Genomic DNA, 18878 nt, shown 5'->3' on the forward strand with positions numbered 1-18878 from the left:
TTTTATCAAAATGATAAGGTTCTAAGTTCAATGTTTATTAGGGAGATTTGTTTTTGCAAATCTCCCTTTTTATGCAATGCTTTCATAAAGTTATAAAGAGAATAAAGACTTTGAAGAAAAGATTATGTGTTATACAATAGAAAATAATTGACCTATTCCCACATACGAGGCTTTTGAGAAATATTAAATTTTATCCATACTGACCACTCAAGCCATGTCGAGAAAAGGCAACTGCTACGACAACGCCCCCATGGAGAACTTCTTCAGTGTACTGAAAAGAGAAATCTACGACGGTTACGTCTACCGAAGCCGACAAGAACTCGTGCGTTCCATCGAACGTTTCATCCACTATTACAACAACGATCGAATCAAAGAAAAGTTAGGAGGCTTGAGTCCGAAGCAATACCGTGAACAGATGCAATCTGCATAGAACGAATGTTATGTAAAACAAAATCGAGCAAGCGGAATGCTTACTCGATTAAGTCCAACTTTATGGGGTCACTTTATAGTGCTCCGACCTTTTTTCTACAGGTAATTAAAGCTGCTGGTAATCTCGCTGAACTAGTTTTTCTAAGCGCTTAAGCAGTATCGCCACTTTTTTTGACCGCTTCTTTAGCTTCTTCCATCCACTGTGTTAGAGCTGTCATAGCAGAGATTTTTTGATGAGATAGAACGGTAAAGCCTTCTTTTAAAATATAAGCGGTACGAATAGCATCGCTCGTTTTAAACAAGATGGCGACAACGAACTTTTCATCTTCTGTTAAGTTCTTTGTCGGTTTCTTTAAAAGACTGTGGCTCTTTTTAAACTACTTTCTCTCCGTTACCGTCATTAGTTTTTGCTCCGGGTTCGTCACATTTTCAAACACCCAATGGATACTTTATAACCCATAATGCTCCGACATTTTATATCTTAGAGAATCATTTAACGGCTAGGCGTACCTTTATCTAGTCTTTCTTTTGATCGATCATTAAGTTCCAAATATCGTGAGTAGTTATCATGAATTTTATGAAGGTTTGCCACAGAAGCCTTTAAACGACGATTATCGTTATAGAGGTCCGTTAGCTCAGACTTTAATTTTAAATCCGTTAAATAGCCTCCTGTAAGCTCTTTGATCTCTTTAATTCGATCATTGTTTTCCTTCTGAATGTTGTTGTTGAAATTAATTACTGCTGTAATTTCTGAGAAACTATTAATGCCATGTTTTTTTAAGAGCAGATAGTTCTCGTTCATCATCGTCATATTTCTCATTAAGATCTCATTCTGATTAAGACCTTTTTCAAAACGAATCATGCGTACATCTTCTTGACCGATTGTTTTATGCTGAATGTTAAAACTGATCATTTCTTTGGTATAGTCCGTTCCAAAAGTGGTAGGGTGTATAAGCGTAAATTCTTCATCGCTTGAATGTTTCAGGTAGAGTTCGCCACGGTACTCCTTGAAATCATATTGTTTCTTCTTCATCTCGTTTAAAAATTCGTCGTAAGATGAAGCATATTTTATAGCTGACTCCATAGCGTATTTTGTTCGATTAATGATCTTATAATCGACGAATTGTTGTTTATAAACATCGATGTTGGCTTCACGATATGCAGCTTGTATTTGCTCCATATGATATTTTTTACTGAGTCGAGCTTCCGGACAAGTAACAGAGCGGTGACTATCTTCAAACATATAGACTTTTTCATCAGGATCATAACTGTAACCTAGAGAGGAAAAACGCTCCATAAAATCACGGAAGGTCTTTTCTTCGCCGAGAATAGTGTGAAGATCGTCCTGAATTTTTTGCTTGGTTTGTTTTATAAAGTTAGGATCTTGCATGTACATCTTCGGCTTGTTTGCAATTTGATTTTTGATTTCTATTTCTTGCTCAATGCGATTTTGAATAGCTTCACGTGTGTAGTCTTTTCCAAGTGTTTGTTCCTTGCACCTTGTAAATTTTTGTTGTTCCGGGAATTTAATTTTCAGATACTTTCCGTTGTCATCATGAACAAGTCCAATGTCTTCGATCAAAAAAAGAAAATTCTCATAGCTTGTTGCCTTTTCAATACATAAGTCAATTCCGGACTGAATCTTTGCTTTCCAGGACAGACCTTTTTTTAGACACATATCTTCATAATATGACCTCGTGTTTCGAAGATGGTCGTTTAGAAATTCTTTTTCTTTATCGGAATCAATAATGGATAGTCCGTGTTCTTTACAAATATCGTCGTTTATTTGTCTGATGATGGGAATGTCTTTTGTGATCTTATAGGCTTTAAAATCCGTCATTCGTATGTTATTAAAAAGAATATGATTATGAATACAGTTCGTATCGACGTGTGTTCCTACTACGTATTGATATTCACCTTTTAAGAAACGCTCACAAAATTCCAAGGCAATTTCGTGTGCTTCTTCAGGAGATACTTCTCCTGGAGCAAAGGACTGTTTGAAGTGTCTTGCTAATACTTTCTTTTGTGGATTTGTATTCGTGTTCCAGATTTCTAAAAAATCTCTTTCTCCATAATCAATACTAGTGCCATACGCTGAAACTAAAATACTGTTTTCAGTTTTATAAGCGTCTGCAACATAATTAATTGCCTTCTGCAACGTGGACTTAATTGGCTTACCTTTTACAATAACAGCCACAACTTATGCCCTCTGAACATTAAAAGTCTTGCATAGCATGTGAAGATTAGTACGAATATCTTCTAATTGGTTTTTAATTTCTAAAATATCATTAATGTCTTCTTGGTAAATTGAATTGGTAGAATTTATTCTTCGAGCAATTTGATTTATATTATTTCCAATCAGGGAGAGAGAAACGTGCATAGCATTTAGCTGACCGTCATTTAGTCGGACATTAATTATTTTACGATGGCGGAGTAGGTGGATAATAAAATCATTGCGATTAGTAAATCGACTTTTTTCAAAAAGGGTTTCGAAGAATTCTTTTTCTTCAGAAGTAAATCTTAAAAGCATCTGCTGATCTCGGTATCTTTTTTCACTCATAGCTTTAATTCCTTTCATAAAAATAGTTTAATAAGGGTTCGGGATTATCCCATAAATTTTGAAAATCCAAAATTTATTTCGGGGGTTTGGGGAACTCCTCAACAAGCCTTGGAGATTTATTTTTTCAAAATGGATATCCAAGGTACTCGCTTGCTATGACAGAAAAAAGGTGAATTTAGATACTTCTATTATACCAAAAAAAGCCACCGCCTTCGCAGTGGCTTTAAATCTATCTTTCTAAATCATCAAGCTTTAAAAATTGGTTTGGCTTAGAAAGATTCATTCTCTCAGTTGCTTGATCTTTTAATTCTCTATAGGAAGGAAGATCCTTTTCTCTTAACTCCACACCGCTGATTGCTTTTTTATAAATCATATTTATTAGATCGGTTTTTTCATCTGTAGAGTAATAATGGCTGAGCAAAGTATTGAATTCTAAAATATCTTTCTCCCTGATTGTAAGGATGCCCTTACCGTGGCTTATAAGATCTTTATTAGCAATCAGTGAAGCGGTTCGTTTATTTCCGTCCCAAAAAAGTTGTGCTTTCATCATCCATAGCATTCGTTCAATCGCTCTTTCCGTTGCATTATTTATTTTTTCGAATGCTAAAAGTTTTGTTTTTACTTCGCCTTCTTCAGGTATTGGCGGTACATAATCTGTTCCTCCAATACCAACACGACCTGTTCTTAGTTCTCCCCAGGCAAGAGCTTCATCTTTAGCAATTTCATAATGAAGGTCTTTTATGAAATCAAGGGTAATGGGTTCTTCGATGTTCTTTAAAAGAAATTGCCAGGCATGCTTTAGATTCAAAATTGTGCTGACGGCAGAAATATCGACATTCTGCATCTTCGCCTTTTCAAGAATGGTATAAGTTTCAGGGAAGGTAACATTTAATCCTTCCAACTTGGCACTATTATAAATGCTGTCTACTAAATTACGTTTTGCGTAAGCAATGTTTTGTGAAAGCGTCATATTATACTTATTGTTCATTCATAACCTCCGAAACAAACAGAGAAAAGCTTATATAGACTAAAGGAATTTCAGTACAATCATCTTTCAAAGGGACGAGATTTTTCTACCTGTAATTCAATCTCATAATCCTTAATTGCTTTTTCTTCTTCTTCACAAATCAAAAATAAAAACTTTTCAAGGTCCTGATCTTTAGCGTACTGATCGAGGCTTTCGTAATATACAGCCCGTTTCTCTGTAGAAATGTTAATAGGCAAGAAATCATCGGCCATTAAAATATAATTCATAAGCAATCGTGCTGTTCTACCGTTGCCATCGGAGAATGGATGAATTTTGACAAACTCAGCATGTACCCATGCAGCTAATTCTAACGTTGATAAGTCTTTCTTTCGAACTGTATATTGTTCTATAAAATAGGACATCTCATTTCTGACCTCTGTCCAATCGATAGGAATAAAGGAAGCACCCGAGATCCGTACATTAGTTTGACGATAGATACCCCCGGGAAAAATATTTTCCGTAATAATCTGGTGGAGATCTTTGATTAGGTCTTCTGTGAATTCTCTGTTTTCTAGAATCGCTTTTTTTAGATACTCAAAGGCTTTCTGATGATTAATCACTTCGTAGAGTTCTCTTAATTCTTTCCCTCCTACTGTAATTCGATCCACTAGAAGAGTTTTGACTTCGAAAATTGACAGAGTATTTCCTTCCATCTTTGTAGATTCATGAGCGAATCGAATAGCAAAATCTTCCTCGTAACTGGTTAAAAAATGTTGTGAAATAGTTTGTATCTTTTGATTCAAATGTCTTTTTCTAGCTTCTAACTCTTGAAGTTTATTATTCATTGGTTCTCACTCCTTACATTTTGTGCTCTTTTATATTCTGCTATAATATCATTCTAAATTCTATCACAAACATTGAATATCTGAATGAAATTGAGTAGCAATCAATTGAAAAATCCAGGAAGCCTTTCGCTTCTAATTTAAAGTTTTATTTAGTTTGAAAACAGAACACTACACCGACTATTTATCGTTACACACTGGTTGCACACTATTTATTTCAAACGGCCTTATCATGCGATTTGTTTGCCTATATCCTAGATCCCCGCCGTCTCCACCATAAAGCCGGATTGCATGTGCAGTCCGGTTTTTTTATTTGCGGAAAAGGTGCGAAGAAAAGCTTATTTCCGAAAATGGGGATTAAGGGAAATAAACGTCGTCTTTTTCGGCTGTAATTTGCGAAAAAGGCCTTTTTCGAGAATTACAGCAGAATTTTCAAGCTGTAATTCTAAAAAATGGGCGTTTTTTGATTTTTGCCGCGGGCCATCCGTATATTTAATTTTTTCTCGCTGCGGGATTGTTTCTTTTTATCTTACGGCGTATAATAGGGCAATATCCAAAAAAAGCTTTAGTGCTTTACAGTGTTTTATACGTAGGAGGTTTGTAATGGAAAGAGTGTTTAATTTTTCCGCCGGCCCCGCCACTTTACCTGTGGAGGTTTTGGAGCAGGCATCGAAGGATATGTTGAATTACAAAGGCTGCGGCATGTCGGTCATGGAAATGAGTCACCGCTCAAGTGAGTACGGGGCCATTCACGCCGAAGCCAAGGCATCTCTTCGCTCCCTTCTGAATCTGGATGAGGATCACGAGGTGCTCTTTTTGCAAGGGGGCGCGTCGCTGCAATTCACCATGATCCCCATGAATCTTTTATCCGACGGCCAATCGGCTTCCTACGTGATCTCAGGCTCTTGGGCGAAGAAGGCCTACAAGGAAGCGGCCATGCTTTATCCCGTAAAGGCCGTCGCCTCGTCGGAGGAGGCTAATTTTTCCTACTATCCCAACCTGGAACAAGGGGCAAAGGACAGTGTCTATACTTATGTCTGCGTGAACAATACGATTTACGGCACCCGCCTTTCGCCTGATCGCTTAGCGGCCATAAAGGGCACGGTGGTGGCGGATATGTCGTCAAATATTTTAAGCGAAGTCTACGATGTGAATGGTTGCGGCCTGGTTTTCGCCGGGGCGCAAAAGAATTTAGGTCCCAGCGGGGTTACCGTGGTCATCGTGAAAAAGGATCTCTTAAAAAAGGAAAAGGGCGAGCTGCCCACCATGCTGGATTACAAGACCCATTTGGAAAAGGACTCCATGTTCAACACCCCGCCTTGCTACAGCATTTACATTTGCGGCCTGGTCTTGGATTGGGTGAAGAAAATGGGTGGCGTCAAAGCCATGGAAGCGCGGAACAAGGAAAAGGCGGCGTTTTTATACGACGCCATCGACAACAGCGCTTTGTTTAAAAACACCATTCCCGTCGAGGATCGCTCCCTCACCAACGTGGTCTTTGTGACGGGAGACAAGGATTTGGACGGGGATTTCGTCGCCGGTGCCAAGGCCAAGGGCCTTTACAATGTGAAGGGCCACCGAAGTGTGGGCGGCATGCGGGCGAGCCTGTATAACGCCATGGACATGAATGGCGTGAAGGCGCTGGTGGATTATATGAAGGAATTTGAGGTGCAACGTGGCTAAGGATGAACGACGTGTCTATAAAATCAAGACCATCAACAATATTTCGAAGGAAGGGCTGAAGTTATTGCCGGCGAATTTTATCGCGTCGCCGGATGTGGAAGATCCCGATGCCATTTTGGTGCGCAGTGCAGATCTTCACGACTACGACTTCGGGCCCAATGTGCGCTTCGTGGGTCGTGCCGGCGCGGGCGTGAACAACATCCCCATCGACCGCTGCTCGAAAAAGGGCATCGTCGTCACCAAGGCGCCGGGGGCCAATGCCAATGGCGTGAAGGAGCTGGTGCTTCTGGCTCTGCTCCTGTCTTCCAGGGATGTGCTGGGCGGCATCGACTGGGTGAGAAATTATAAAGGCGATGCCATTGGCAAGGACGTGGAAGCGGCGAAGAAGCGCTTCGCAGGCCCTGAGCTCATGGGCAAGACCCTGGGCGTCATCGGCCTCGGCGCCACGGGCCGCCGCGTGGCAAAAATGGGCATCGACATGGGCATGAATGTCGTGGGCTACGATCCCTTCCTTTCCATCGGCAACGCCCTGAACTTGGATACCCGCGTCGACGTGGTGGAAGATCCCAAAGCCCTTTTTAATAAGGCGGATTACATTACCCTTCACATTCCCTACACGGCGGATACGAAAAATTTCGTCAGCGAGGAGTTGCTCTCCATCGCCAAGCCGGGCCTGCGCCTCATTAATATCGCCCGAGGCGGCCTGGTGGATGTGAAGGCACTGAAGAAATTTATGGATGCCGGCGTCGTGGTGAACTACGTGGTGGATTTCCCCGATCCGGAAACTATGAAGCTTCCCCACACCATTAACATTCCCCACTTAGGCGCTTCCACGCCGGAGAGCGAAGAAAATTCCGCCATGATGGTGGTGCGCCAATTGGTGGACTATTTGGATCACGGCAACATTCGAAATTCGGTGAACTTCCCCGACTCCAATATGGGCCGCTGCAACAGCATGGGCCGGCTCACGGTGAACCATCGAAACATTCCCAATATGCTGGGGCAAATCACCAAGGTCTTGGCCGATGAGGAGATCAACATCGCCAATCTTTTGAACCGCCACCGGGTGGACTGGGCCTACACCATGATCGACATCGATTCCCCCGTCCACGAAGGCCTTCGGGAAAAGATTTTAAACATCGACGGCGTGGTTCGCGTGCGGTTTTTCTAGGAGTGTCCCATGGTTACCATTAAAGATTTCAAGGCCCTGCGGCCGAAAACTAATTTAGCGAAAGACGTGGCGGCCCTACCCTACGACGTGTATTCCACAAAAGAGGCGGCGGAGGAGATTAAAAAGCATACCCGCTCCTTTTTGCAGGTGGATCTGCCGGCGGCCACGGTGGACACCTACGACGGCCCCATTAATGACGTGGCGGTGAAAAATTTCGAAGCCATGAAGGCGGCGGGGATTTTTGAGGGGGACGATACGCGGAAGATGTATGTCTACGAGCTGGACGACGGCGCCCGCAAGCAGCGGGGGCTTATGTGCCTCGCTTCCGTCGACGATTACCTCAACGACCGCATTAAAAAACACGAAAAGACCCGCCGGGAAAAAGAGGAAGACCGGGTGGATCACATCGATCGCTTAAACGCCCAAACGGGGCCCATCTTTCTCACCTACAGAAACGACGACGGTATCGCCGATTTGATCGCGAAAGGCACGGCAAATGCGCCGGAGCTGGACTTCACCACCGACGACGGGATAACCCATCGTGTGTGGACGCTCTCCGATCGGCCCATCGTGGACGGGCTCGTGGAGGCTTTCAAGAAGCAAGAGGCCCTCTACATCGCCGACGGTCATCACCGTTCCGCCTCGGCGGTGCGGGTGGCGAAGCTACGCCGGGAACAATTCGGCCCCGGGGATGCGGACACGGAGTACAATTACTTCATGGCCATTCTCTATCCCGCCGATCAGCTCCACGTCTACGACTACAATCGGGTGGTGGCGGATTTAAAGGGACTAAGCGAAGAAGCCTTTCTCAAAAGGCTTGAGGAAAAGTTTGTCGTCACGGAAAAGGATGAAGCCGTCCGCCCCGAAAAGAAAGGCGTCTTCGGCATGTACCTTGCGGATCGCTGGTACTGCTTAGAATTTAAGGGCGAAGTGCCGGAGGATGTCATCGAGGCCTTGGATGTATCGATCCTGCAGGACAATCTGCTCGCACCGATCTTGGGCATCGACGATCCCAGAAGCGATGGGCGCATCGATTTCGTCGGCGGCGTTCGCGGCTTAAAAGAGCTGGAGCGGCGGGTGAAGGACGACATGGCCGTGGCCTTTTCCATGTACCCCACGGCCCTCGAGGAGCTTATGGCCGTGGCGGATTCCGGCAAAGTCATGCCGCCGAAATCCACTTGGTTTGAGCCGAAGCCCAGAAGCGGGCTCTTTATCCACGAGCTGGACGAATTAAAATAATTAAATTGCATTCATCGGGTAAGCACCGCGTTTGCCCGATTTTTTGCGCAAAAAAACCCGGCGAGGCCGGGCAATTTTTAAATAAGCCATTTCCGAACGAGGGGAATGGTTGAAAGAAATTTGTAGATCATGTAGGAGACGGCGAAGACCGCGATCGTGACGGCGGGGATTCCCACAAGGGGATTCAGCCTTCCCAAGACGGGGAAGAAGTTTTTCAAATAATCCAAGACGAGGACGTGAACGAGGTAAATGGCAAAAGAGCCCTTGGAGACGGCGAGGACCCGGGCTTTCATTTTTTCTGAAAGGGAGATGTGTTGTGCCAAGGCGAAAAGGCCCATGGCCCAAAGGCATACGCCGACGGACATCCCTTCAAAGAGGCGCTCCTCCAATAGGCCGGCGGTGCGGGATAAGATGAATGTGCCGACGAAGATGAGCAAAAAGCCCATGGCTGCGCTGAAGGCGAAGGGGGTTTTCGCCGGCTTTTGATCCGAAAGGACGTAGCCCATGAAGGTGTAGCCCAAGGCGCTGTAGGAGAGCACCATGATCCACTGCAAGAGAATGGCGCCGATGCCGTCGAGGGGATAAAAAGCCTTCAGCGTGGGAAGAAAAATCCCGAGAATAAACCAAAGCACGAGGAGATAGACCCTGTCGCTTTTCGCGGCGTGGCAGGCGACGATGCGGCTCATGGGCAAAAAGGCGTAGACGAGGATCATGACGTGAAGGTAATAGAGATGGTCTTTGTGGCGGAAAAAGACTAAATCGGCGAGGGCCGTTTTCAACTCCCCGAGGGAATGGATGCCGCCGTAGATGGGCGCGAGGCGATAAACAAAGGCCCAGACAAAAAGCGCCGCGAGGATGCGCAACATATTTTTGCCGTAGAGTTTTTTAAGGGGCATTTCTTTTTCCGGGCGCAACAAGAGGGCGCCGCTGGCCATGAAAAAGAGGGGAACACCGCCGGATGCAAAGCTCCTGAAAAAACAGGCGACGGGCCAATAGGCGCTTGTAACATCCCCTGCCACATAGGGGGCGGAGACGTGAATCGCCACGACGGAGAGAATGGCGAAGGTTTTGATCAGATCGATTGTATCGTTTCGCTTGGAAGGGCTCATAATCCACCTTTTATTATTGTAATAATTTAATTATAGCGAAGATTAAAGGAAAGTACCATGGCGAAGCGAGATTCGCCCGTAGAATAAAACAAATGCAAAAAAGCCCCCGGCGAAACCGAGGGCAGCGGGATCAATATTTAAGATCCCCGTTAAAATTTTTGTGGGAGGTCCAGCCGTCGCCGATGTCGAGCCAAATAATATTGCCTTCGATGACCGTGTCGTAGACGTGGACGACGGATCCCTTTTCGAAGGCGTAGAGAACCGGCGCGTGAATGGTAGGCTCCGTGCGCACATTGGACTTCAAGGCCGTGGAGGTGATGTCTTTGTCTTTCAGATTGGCTGCCACCTTGCTGAGCTTGCTGCCGTTTGACGAGGCCTGTTTCGACGCAGGCTTTTCTTTTTCCACGACGATGGTTTTTTCCACGGGCTTTTCCTTTTCCACGACGATGGTTTTCGTTTCCGGCACTTCGGCGGCTTTCTTTTTTGCTTCGGCCAAATCTTCCGCCGCCCGGGCGCTTTGCTCAAGCTCCGTGGAGCGGCTCAGGTATTGGTCGTCGCCGGTCATGTCATAAAGGCGTCTCGCAATGTCCAGGGCACTGTCGTAATCGCCGTTTGCGGCGTGAAAGCTCATTTGCTTTTCCAAACCCCGTATCTCCGATTGCTTTTGATGGCGCATTAAAAAGACGAGGCCCACCATGGCGAGGAGCACGCAGAGGACGGTGACGGCGATGATTTTTTTCTTCGAACCGTCCGCCCCACGAGGCGAAGGTTGAGAAGCGGGGGCTTGTTGCGGAAGGGGCGCGCCGCAAGCGTTGCAAAAAGCGGCGCCTGTCCGTTGATCCGAACCGCAGCGTGGGCATTTCATAAAATCACCGATCCTTTAAGACTCCGCGCCTTCCTCCTCCGGAATGGCGCAGAGGTTTTTGTTGTCGAAGCGTTCGTTGCGAATGCCTTTAATGATGATTTTCAAACACATATACAGAGGCGATGCGATTAAAGCGCCAAGTACACCGAAGAGATTGGCGCAGATCATCACCGCCAAAATGACGACGAAGGGGTGAATGTCCAATTTGTTTCCCATAATGTTCGGGGTAATGACATTGCCTTCCAATTGTTGAACCACAACGCTGACCACGATAACTTTTATGACCATGGAGCCGCCCATGGTAAGGCCTACGAGCACCGCCGGCGCGGCGCCTAAGAAGGGCCCGATAAAGGGAATAAAGTTAAAGACCAGGGCGATGGCGGCGAGGGATAATTTGTATTTCAAGCCGATGACGGTGTAGCCGATAAACATAAGCACGCCCAAGACGCCGGCCACTAAAATCTGCCCGGAGATATAGGTTTCCAAGGTCTTGTGAATTTCACTCAAGACCTCCATGATGCGGTCGTAATACTTGCCGCGAGCCAAGTATTGAATGGCCTTCACGGCGTCGTCTTCGTCCATTAAGAGATAGAAAAGCCCCAAAATCATTAAGAGAAGGAGGCTTCCCACGGCGCCTATATTGGAAAGGCCACTGGCCAAGAGGCGAGGCACGTCCCCGGCAATACTTTGCAGCCAAGCTTCAAACTTATCCATGTAGCTGTCCAAGGCCACGTACTGATTCAGCTGATGATAAAACTCCGATTGATTGAAGGTGACCAAGGCGTTGACGTCGAAGTCCGAGAAAAAGCTCGAGGCCTGATCATAGATCATGGTAAAGGTGACGTAAAAGAGACCGATGGTAATGGCGATAAAAAGGAGGAAGGTGAGCACCGCGGAAAGGCGGGGCTTCTTCGTCCATTGTGTCAGCTTGTCGCGAATGGGCCGAAAGGCGTAGAAAATGTAAATGGCCAGAATCAGCGGCACGATGAGAGACATAATGACGCTGTAGACCGGGCTTAAAAATTTCTGTGTCGTGCTGAAAAGCAAAATGATGAGAAAAATTAAAACCACGGTAATTAAATGTTGATTCAGTTTACCTTTCATCATCGTTCAGCTCCGGATAAATAAATTCGATGGAATCGGCGGGGAAGACTAAATCCCGTTGGAATTCTTCCACATCCAAATTCGTCGGGTCGTTCTCTCCCGCCTTGGATGCTGCGCTATGCATGCGGTAATCTTCCATCATGGTTTTAAACAGCTCTGAAGTGGAAGGGGGTGTGTAAGTAATGGCGTTGGCACCGGCATTGGTCGTGGCGTGAATGCTCGCTTCGTCGTCGCCACCGGTGGCGATAATAGGAAATTCGTTTCCGATAATGCTTCGTACATAGGCTACGAGCTCCGCCGTATTCTTGCCGCCGGAAATATTTAAAATCCGGGCGCCGGCGTTGATCTTGCCGACGAAATCGTCGTGTTTGGAGACCACCGTAGCGATAATGGGAATGTCCAAGACCTCGTACATTTCCCGAATGACTTCGTTTTTCATTGGCGTGTTCACCACGACGCCGTAGGCGCCTAAAAGCTCGCATTCCAAGGCGATGGACACGCTGCGGGGACCGGAGGTGGTACCGCCGCCAACGCCGGCAAAGACGGGAATGGAGGAGCCTTGAATAATGGACTGCACGATGGCCAGCTGCGGCGTAAAGGGATAAACGGCGAAGACCGCCTGGGCGTTTGAGTTGCGAATTAAAGCGATATCTGTTGAGAAAATCAGGGATTTGATTCGCGTGCCCTGAATGCGAATGCCGCTGGCATTGTAAATGGCGTTGGGCATGAGCACGGGCTTTTTGCGAAGAGAGGATTCGATTTCCGGAATGTACTTGTCTTTGATAATGCGAAATTCACCTTTGGGGAGTTTCGATTTTTTAGAAATACTCAATGGGCACCTCTTTCTGAATTAGGGCTTTGGCTACTTTAATCATTATATCATTGGGCCACGGGATACACCACGACGACACAAAAAAAGCCCCGAAGGGCTTTTCTTTAAAGGAGGATCGTCTTATTTGCCCGGACGATAGGCGGGATCGGCGGTGTTGCCGGCATCGGGAATGTCCAGCTCCCAAGCCATGAGTTGGGTCTTTTCGTACAAGCTGTCGTTTAATTCCTTGACTTCCGGGGTGCGGTAGTAGGAAGCGACTTTTTTGTAGAGTTCGTTGTCTTTATCTTCGCCTCGGGCCACCACGTAGTTAATGTAGGGGGCGGAGTTTTCGTTGACCGGTTCCATGAAGATGGCATCGTCTTTCGGGGAGAGGCCGGCGTCGATGGCGAGGTTGGTGTTGATGACCGCGGCATCGACATCGGGGAGGGTGCGGGCCACTTGGGCGGCATCCAATTCGTCGATGGTGATGTTTTTCGGGTTTTCCGCAATGTCCGCCTTGGTGGGGCTCACGCCGACGTCGTCTTTCAATTTAATGAGGCCTGCGGCTTCTAAGAGGAAGAGGGCGCGCCCGCCGTTGGTGGTGTCGTTGGGGATGGAGACTTTGCCGCCTTGGGGCACGTCTTTTAAGTCCTTGATTTTGTTGGAGTAGGCACCGATGGGGGAGATAAAGGTGCGTCCGATGGGGACGAGGTCGGTTTTTTTCGAGGCGTTGTAGGCATCTAAGAAGGCCTTGTGTTGGAAGGCGTTCAGATCCACGTCGCCGTTAACCAAGGCGTCGTTGGGGGTGTTGTAGTCGGAGAAGTGGACGAGCTCGATTTTAATGCCGTCTTTCGCCGCAAGCTCCGCGGCTTTTTCCCAGAGGCGTTGGTCGTCGCCGACGACGCCCAGTTTCACGGTTTGTTTTGCTTGGCCGTCGCCGCCTTTTCCGCAGCCGGTGGCGGTAAAGAGGAGGCAGGCGCATAAGAGAACGGCGGTAATGGATTTAAAAATGTGTTTCATGGATACTATTCCTTTTCTAATTATTGGCCGAAGCCGGTAATGGGTGTTCGAAGGAATCCGTCACACCCGGGCCCCTAAGGGCGGTGGATTGTTAAACGGGTGGACGGGCAAAGCATTCGTTCTTTTCGTTTCATGTCGATCCTTCTTTCTAATGATCTATTTATTTGGCGTCTTTTACCGAATCGCCGTATTGGCCCAGATCCTTCAGATCTAATTTCCATGCGGCGTATTGGCTGCCTTTGTAGAGTTTTTGGAGCAGTTGATCCACATTGTCTTGTTGGTAATAGCTCACGACTTTTTTGTAAAGTTCGTTGTCTTTGTCTTCGGCCCGTGCGACGACGTAGTTAATGTAGGGGGCAATGCTTTCGCCCATTGCTTCGACAAAGATCGGGTCTTTTCGCGGATCCAATTTGGCGTCCACAGCCATGTTGCCGTTAATGACAGCGGCGTCCACATCGGGAAGGGAGCGTGCCACTTGGGACGCGTCCAATTCGTCGATGGTGACTTTTTTCGGATTGTCTTTAATGTCTTTAATGGTGGGCACGAGGCCGGCGTCGTCTTTTAAGGTAATGACGCCCGCTTGTTCGAGGACGATGAGGGCCCGGCCGCCGTTGGTTGCGTCGTTGGGGATGGCGATTTTCGCGCCGTCTTTCAGTTCCTTTAAGTCCTTAATCTTCGTGGAGTAGATGCCGATGGGGGAGAGGTAGGTCATGCCGATGGGCACGAGGTTTTGGTTTTTCGCCTTGTTGTAATCATCCAGGAAGGCTTTGTGTTGGAAGGCATTTAAATCGATGTCGCCGTTGACCAAGGCGTCGTTGGGGGTGTTGTAGTCGGTAAAGACCACGATGTCCAAGGTAACGCCGTCTTTGGCGGCATTTTCTTTCGCTTTTTCCCAAAGGCGTTGGTCGTCGCCGACGACACCGATTTTTACCACTTGGCCGTCTTTTTTCGCATCGGCCGTTTGTGCGGCATTATTTTTTCCGCTGTTGTCGGCATTGTTTTTTGCCGCGTTAGTTTCTCCGCCGGCACATCCGGTGAGCACCAGGGCCGAGAGAAGGGCGATAGAGGTAATTTTCTTAACTAATTGCTTCATTTTAAGCTCCTTTCGCTTTTGCTTAGTGTTGTACTTTCTTCACCCACAGGTTAAAGAGGCCTTGGGTAATAAAGACTAAAATTAATATAAGGACGGTAGACACGATGATGATGTCGTTTTGATAGCGGTTGTAGCCGCGGGTAATGGCCAGGTTGCCCAAGCCCCCTGCGCCGACGGCACCGGCCATGGCGGTGAGGCCGATGAGGCTGATGATGGTCATGGCGCTGGCCCGTAAAATGGCGGGAAGGCCTTCTTTTAAATAAACGCCGAAGACGATGTTCGCCGGGGAATCGCCCATGGATTTCGCCGCTTCGATGATGCCACCGTCTACTTCGGCCAAGGCATTTTCAATTTGCCGTGCGTAGAAGGGGGCGCTGCCCACAACCAGGGGAACGATGGCGGCGGTATTGCCGATGGTGGTCTTGACGATGGCGCGGGTTACCGGGGAGATGAGGGCCAGTAAAATAATGAAGGGAATGGAACGGAAGATGTTGACCACCTTATCCAAGACCCAATACACTTTTTTGTTTTCCCACAAGCCGCCCTCTTGGGTCAGGGTCAAGGCCAGACCGCCTAACATGCCGATGATGCCGGCGATAATCGAGGTGACCACGACCATGTAAATGGTGGCGCCGGTTTCCGTAATAAAATCTTGTTTCGATGCGATGGCATTGGCAAAAAAGTCCATTAAATCACCTCCTTATCGACGACGCGAAGGTCGACGTTTTGATCGATCATGTATTGTTTCGCCTGTTTAATGGCGTCGGGGGAGCCTTCAAAGAGCACCACAAGATTGCCGAAGGGCACATCTTCTAAAAATTCGATGCTCCCGGACAGAATATTGGTCTTCACGTGGAATTTCGTAAACACGTCGTTTAAGACCGGGTTGGTGGCGGAGGCGCCGATGTAGCGCAGGTGGATGAGCTCGCTGGTGGGATCGTCGGCATTAAAGTAGCCGTGGTCCTTGAGCTTGTCGATGGTTTCATCCCAGTGGCTTGCTGTGTTCACAAATTGCTTTGTGATTTCCTCTTGAGGATTGGCAAAAATGTCGATTAAGGAGCCGGATTCCACCACGCGCCCCGATTCCATGACGGCGACTTTGTTGCAGATTTCTTTCACCGCCTGCATTTCGTGGGTAATGAGGACGATGGTTAAATTCATCTCCTCGTTTAACCGCTTCAAGAGATGGAGAATGGAGGTGGTGGTCCGGGGGTCCAGAGCCGATGTGGCTTCGTCGCAAAGCAGAATCTTCGGATCGTTGGCCAAGGCCCGGGCGATGGCCACTCGCTGTTTCTGCCCGCCGGAAAGTTCGGAGGGGTAGCTGTTGGCCTTGTCTTCAATGCCCACCAGTCGCAGAAGATCCATGGCTTTTTTCTCTTTGTCTGCATCGGAAAGCTTGCTGTCTTTCAGGGGATAGAGCACATTGCCTAAAATGGTGCGGGCGTTCATAAGATTAAAGTGTTGAAAAATCATGCCGATTTTTTTGCGGCGCTTTCTCAGCTCCTTCACCGGCAATTTGGTTAAGTCTTCGCCGTTTACGACGACCTCCCCGGATGTGGGGGGCTGCAGTAGATTAATGGTGCGAACCAGTGTGGACTTGCCTGCACCGGAGTAGCCGACGATGCCGAAGACATCCCCCGGCGCCATGTGGACGGACACATCGTCCACCGCCGTAAAGGCCTGGCGGTCTTTTTCAAAGACCACGGAAATATGTTTTAAGTCGATCACGATGAACCTCCTCGTTCAAAATGAAAATAAAAAAACGTCCTTCTTTTCCCATAGGAAAAAAAGGACGATAGAAATCGTGTTACCACCTTTATTTATGTAAACCTCACGATTTACACCTCAACGAGTACCATCATACTCCGGCGCTGTAACAGGCGCACCTGTAAGAATCTAGTATCGACCCTTAGAGTCAGAGGCCATGTTCGCCCGAAAACCAAAACGCTTCTCTCACCAAATGAAGCTTCTCTGTAGTTCGATCCCTTCAGGTTACTCTCCTCGTCAAACTCGGTGAAGCAATTCTAACAAGGACATCCTCTACTTGTCAACCCCCTTTTTTGAACTTTCTTTGCATTTGTTTGGTACAATAGGTTTACAGAATTAAAAATAAAGGAGTTTAGATAGATGGACAGATTTGTAAGAGAACACGTGATTGAGCATCGCCCCATGAAGGAAGTGACCAGTTTTCAAATCGGCGGGCCCGTGGATTATTTTATCGAGCCCCGTACCGAGGAGGAGCTGCGCCAAGTCATCGTTGCGGTTCAAAAAGAAAACTTGCCATGGATGGTCATGGGCAAGGGCACAAATATGGTGGTTTCCGACAAGGGGATCCGTGGCGCGGTGATCCGCCTGGAAAACTATTTTGCAGGCGTTCGGGTGGACGGCACGCGGGTCATTGCTCAAAGCGGTGCCTCACTCAGAAAAGTGGCGGAGGCGGCCTGTAAGGCATCCCTGGAGGGCTTGGAATTTGCCCACGGGATTCCCGGCGCCGTGGGAGGCGCCATGACCATGAACGCCGGTGCCTACGGCGGGGAAATGAAGGATGTGGTGGAATCGGTGAAGGTCATGCATCACGACGGCACCACGGAAGTGATCCCCGCAGATGCAATGGACTTTCGCTACAGAAACAGCCGCGTCTACGACGAAAAGCTCGTGGTGTTAGAGGCCACTTTCGCCTTGAAGCCGGGGGATGCGGCGGCCATTCAAAGCCGTATGGATGAATTGTGGCAACGCCGCCTCACGAAACAGCCCCTGGAATACCCCTCGGCGGGGAGCACCTTTAAGCGCCCCGAGGGCTACTTTGCAGGGCAGCTCATCGATCAGGCGGGCTTAAGGGGCCTGAAACACGGCGGCGCCCAAGTGTCTGAAAAGCACTGCGGCTTCGTCATTAATTGCGGCGACGCCACCTGCAAAGATGTGGTGGAGCTCATCCGCACGGTGCAGGAAGCGGTCTATGAAAAACACGGCGTGGAACTGGAGACGGAAGTAAAAGTGTTGGGAGAGACGGAATGAAACTTTTAGTATTGACGGGCTTATCCGGCGCCGGCAAGAGCCAGGCGCTCAAAGCGGCGGAGGATTTAGGCTATTACTGCGTAGACAATTTGCCTCCGGCCCTGTTTCCGAAATTCATCGACATGGTGGATGAGGCTCAAATGCCCTTGGTGGCTCTTGTTTTGGACATACGCTCGAGCCTGTTTTTTAACGAGCTGGACGTAGCCATTCAAACCTTGGACAATGAAGTGGACGATGTAACCGTGATCTATTTGGAGGCGGATCCCCACGTGCTTATTCAGCGCTTCAAGGAACTGCGCCGTCCCCATCCGTTGAGCTCTTCCATTGCCAAGGGCATCGAAGAGGAGAAGCGGCGCATGGAGCCCCTTCGCGCTCGGGCGGATCATATTATTGACACATCGAAAATGACCAATTATAATTTAAAAATTCGCCTGAAGAGCATTTTAATCGAGGAGCGAGGCAAGCTGGGCATCTCCGTCATCTCTTTCGGTTTTAAAAACGGCATCTTGGAAGAGGCGGATCTGGTCTTCGACATGCGCTTTTTGCCCAATCCCTACTACGTCAGCGAGTTGAAGACGAAAAACGGATTGAATCCCGAAACTCGGGACTACGTCTTCGGGAAAGAAAAGGCGGAGGATTTCGTCGCCTTTATCGTAAACTACATGAAGACCTTCGGCGACGATTACGTGGCGGAAGGGAAGGAACATTTAACCATCGGCATCGGATGCACCGGCGGCTTCCATCGCTCCGTGGCCATGACGGAACGGCTGGGTGAGGCCCTCAGGGAGGCGGGCTACAGGGTGATCGTGGGCCACAGAGATTTGGGCGTGTAGCATGAACGATCCGAAATTTGTAGTCATCGGCGGCGGCACGGGGATTTCCGTTCTTTTGCGGGGTCTGAAGCGCTTCAGCGACGACATTACGGCCATCGTCACCATGGCCGACGACGGGGGCAACAGCGGCATGCTCA

Annotated in this window: 19 protein-coding genes, 1 pseudogene and 1 other annotated feature; of the genes and pseudogenes, 7 read left to right on the top strand and 13 right to left on the bottom strand. The window is 47.9% G+C overall.

Going from position 1 to position 18878, the window contains the following annotated elements; all coding sequences use genetic code 11:
• Window positions 1-214: 214 nt before the first annotated feature.
• The gene (locus WKT05_RS08120) at window positions 215-430 is read left to right on the top strand and encodes an IS3 family transposase (protein WP_083508484.1); all 216 of its coding nucleotides are present in this window, start codon (window positions 215-217) and stop codon (window positions 428-430) included.
• A gap of 148 nt (window positions 431-578) precedes the next feature.
• Here the strand turns inward: WKT05_RS08120 and WKT05_RS08125 are convergent.
• The 5 genes and pseudogenes from WKT05_RS08125 to WKT05_RS08145 form a co-directional block, all read right to left on the bottom strand.
• Window positions 579-794, bottom strand: a pseudogene (locus WKT05_RS08125) (transposase); the annotation flags it as partial.
• Between the two features lie 128 nt (window positions 795-922).
• On the bottom strand, window positions 923-2626 hold the full coding sequence (locus tag WKT05_RS08130; protein ID WP_108831255.1) for a relaxase/mobilization nuclease domain-containing protein: 1704 nt from the start codon (window positions 2624-2626) through the stop codon (window positions 923-925).
• 3 nt (window positions 2627-2629) lie between these two features.
• Entirely contained in the window at window positions 2630-2989 is a 360-nt protein-coding gene (gene mobC / locus WKT05_RS08135) for a plasmid mobilization relaxosome protein MobC (protein WP_159082047.1), read from the bottom strand.
• A 229-nt stretch (window positions 2990-3218) separates the two neighbouring features.
• Window positions 3219-3977 (bottom strand): Fic family protein, encoded by a 759-nt coding sequence (locus WKT05_RS08140; RefSeq protein ID WP_108831257.1) that lies wholly within the window; start codon window positions 3975-3977, stop codon window positions 3219-3221.
• A gap of 59 nt (window positions 3978-4036) precedes the next feature.
• Window positions 4037-4801, bottom strand: coding sequence for a Fic family protein (locus tag WKT05_RS08145; RefSeq protein ID WP_108831258.1), 765 nt, complete (start codon window positions 4799-4801; stop codon window positions 4037-4039).
• A gap of 600 nt (window positions 4802-5401) precedes the next feature.
• Here WKT05_RS08145 and serC point away from each other — a divergent pair.
• The 3 genes from serC to WKT05_RS08160 are packed head-to-tail and all read left to right on the top strand — an operon-like array spanning window position 5402 to window position 8891.
• Window positions 5402-6481 (top strand): 3-phosphoserine/phosphohydroxythreonine transaminase, encoded by a 1080-nt coding sequence (gene serC / locus WKT05_RS08150; RefSeq protein WP_340413678.1) that lies wholly within the window; start codon window positions 5402-5404, stop codon window positions 6479-6481.
• Complete coding sequence (locus WKT05_RS08155; RefSeq protein WP_340413679.1) at window positions 6474-7652, top strand: phosphoglycerate dehydrogenase; 1179 nt, start codon at window positions 6474-6476, stop codon at window positions 7650-7652. Before serC ends, WKT05_RS08155 begins: the two co-directional genes overlap by 8 nt.
• Before the next feature lie 9 nt (window positions 7653-7661).
• Complete coding sequence (locus tag WKT05_RS08160) at window positions 7662-8891, top strand: DUF1015 domain-containing protein (protein ID WP_340413680.1); 1230 nt, start codon at window positions 7662-7664, stop codon at window positions 8889-8891.
• A 77-nt stretch (window positions 8892-8968) separates the two neighbouring features.
• Here WKT05_RS08160 and WKT05_RS08165 read toward each other — a convergent pair whose 3' ends face one another.
• The 8 genes from WKT05_RS08165 to WKT05_RS08200 all read right to left on the bottom strand — a co-directional run bounded on the left by WKT05_RS08165 (window position 8969) and on the right by WKT05_RS08200 (window position 16621).
• A complete protein-coding gene (locus WKT05_RS08165; protein ID WP_340413681.1) occupies window positions 8969-10000 on the bottom strand; it encodes an acyltransferase in 1032 nt (343 codons plus the stop codon).
• 130 nt (window positions 10001-10130) lie between these two features.
• Window positions 10131-10865: a zinc ribbon domain-containing protein gene (locus WKT05_RS08170; protein WP_340413682.1), complete on the bottom strand. Its 735-nt coding sequence runs from the start codon at window positions 10863-10865 to the stop codon at window positions 10131-10133.
• 15 nt (window positions 10866-10880) lie between these two features.
• Window positions 10881-11972: an AI-2E family transporter gene (locus WKT05_RS08175; protein ID WP_340413683.1), complete on the bottom strand. Its 1092-nt coding sequence runs from the start codon at window positions 11970-11972 to the stop codon at window positions 10881-10883.
• A complete protein-coding gene (locus WKT05_RS08180; RefSeq protein ID WP_340413689.1) occupies window positions 11959-12696 on the bottom strand; it encodes a hydrolase in 738 nt (245 codons plus the stop codon). The genes WKT05_RS08175 and WKT05_RS08180 overlap by 14 nt, the downstream gene beginning before the upstream one ends.
• A gap of 225 nt (window positions 12697-12921) precedes the next feature.
• The gene (locus WKT05_RS08185; RefSeq protein WP_340413684.1) at window positions 12922-13800 is read right to left on the bottom strand and encodes a MetQ/NlpA family ABC transporter substrate-binding protein; all 879 of its coding nucleotides are present in this window, start codon (window positions 13798-13800) and stop codon (window positions 12922-12924) included.
• Between the two features lie 160 nt (window positions 13801-13960).
• Entirely contained in the window at window positions 13961-14893 is a 933-nt protein-coding gene (locus WKT05_RS08190; protein ID WP_340413685.1) for a MetQ/NlpA family ABC transporter substrate-binding protein, read from the bottom strand.
• Window positions 14894-14915: 22 nt separating this feature from the next.
• The gene (locus tag WKT05_RS08195; protein WP_215508327.1) at window positions 14916-15581 is read right to left on the bottom strand and encodes a methionine ABC transporter permease; all 666 of its coding nucleotides are present in this window, start codon (window positions 15579-15581) and stop codon (window positions 14916-14918) included.
• Window positions 15581-16621, bottom strand: coding sequence for a methionine ABC transporter ATP-binding protein (locus WKT05_RS08200; RefSeq protein ID WP_340413686.1), 1041 nt, complete (start codon window positions 16619-16621; stop codon window positions 15581-15583). Before WKT05_RS08200 ends, WKT05_RS08195 begins: the two co-directional genes overlap by 1 nt.
• A gap of 57 nt (window positions 16622-16678) precedes the next feature.
• Window positions 16679-16910 (bottom strand) — a binding site (T-box leader).
• A 110-nt stretch (window positions 16911-17020) separates the two neighbouring features.
• Here WKT05_RS08200 and murB point away from each other — a divergent pair.
• The 3 genes from murB to WKT05_RS08215 all read left to right on the top strand — a co-directional run.
• Window positions 17021-17908, top strand: a complete 888-nt coding sequence (gene murB / locus WKT05_RS08205; RefSeq protein WP_340413687.1) for a UDP-N-acetylmuramate dehydrogenase — start codon at window positions 17021-17023, stop codon at window positions 17906-17908.
• Complete coding sequence (gene rapZ / locus WKT05_RS08210; RefSeq protein ID WP_340413688.1) at window positions 17905-18741, top strand: RNase adapter RapZ; 837 nt, start codon at window positions 17905-17907, stop codon at window positions 18739-18741. Before murB ends, rapZ begins: the two co-directional genes overlap by 4 nt.
• Before the next feature lies 1 nt (window position 18742).
• Window positions 18743-18878 (top strand): 2-phospho-L-lactate transferase CofD family protein (locus WKT05_RS08215; protein WP_340413690.1); only part of this gene is annotated, 136 nt, incomplete at its 3' end.

The organism is Peptoniphilus sp. HCN-40583 (genome assembly GCF_037892835.1).
GTDB classification, from domain to species: domain Bacteria; phylum Bacillota; class Clostridia; order Tissierellales; family Peptoniphilaceae; genus Aedoeadaptatus; species Aedoeadaptatus rachelemmaiella.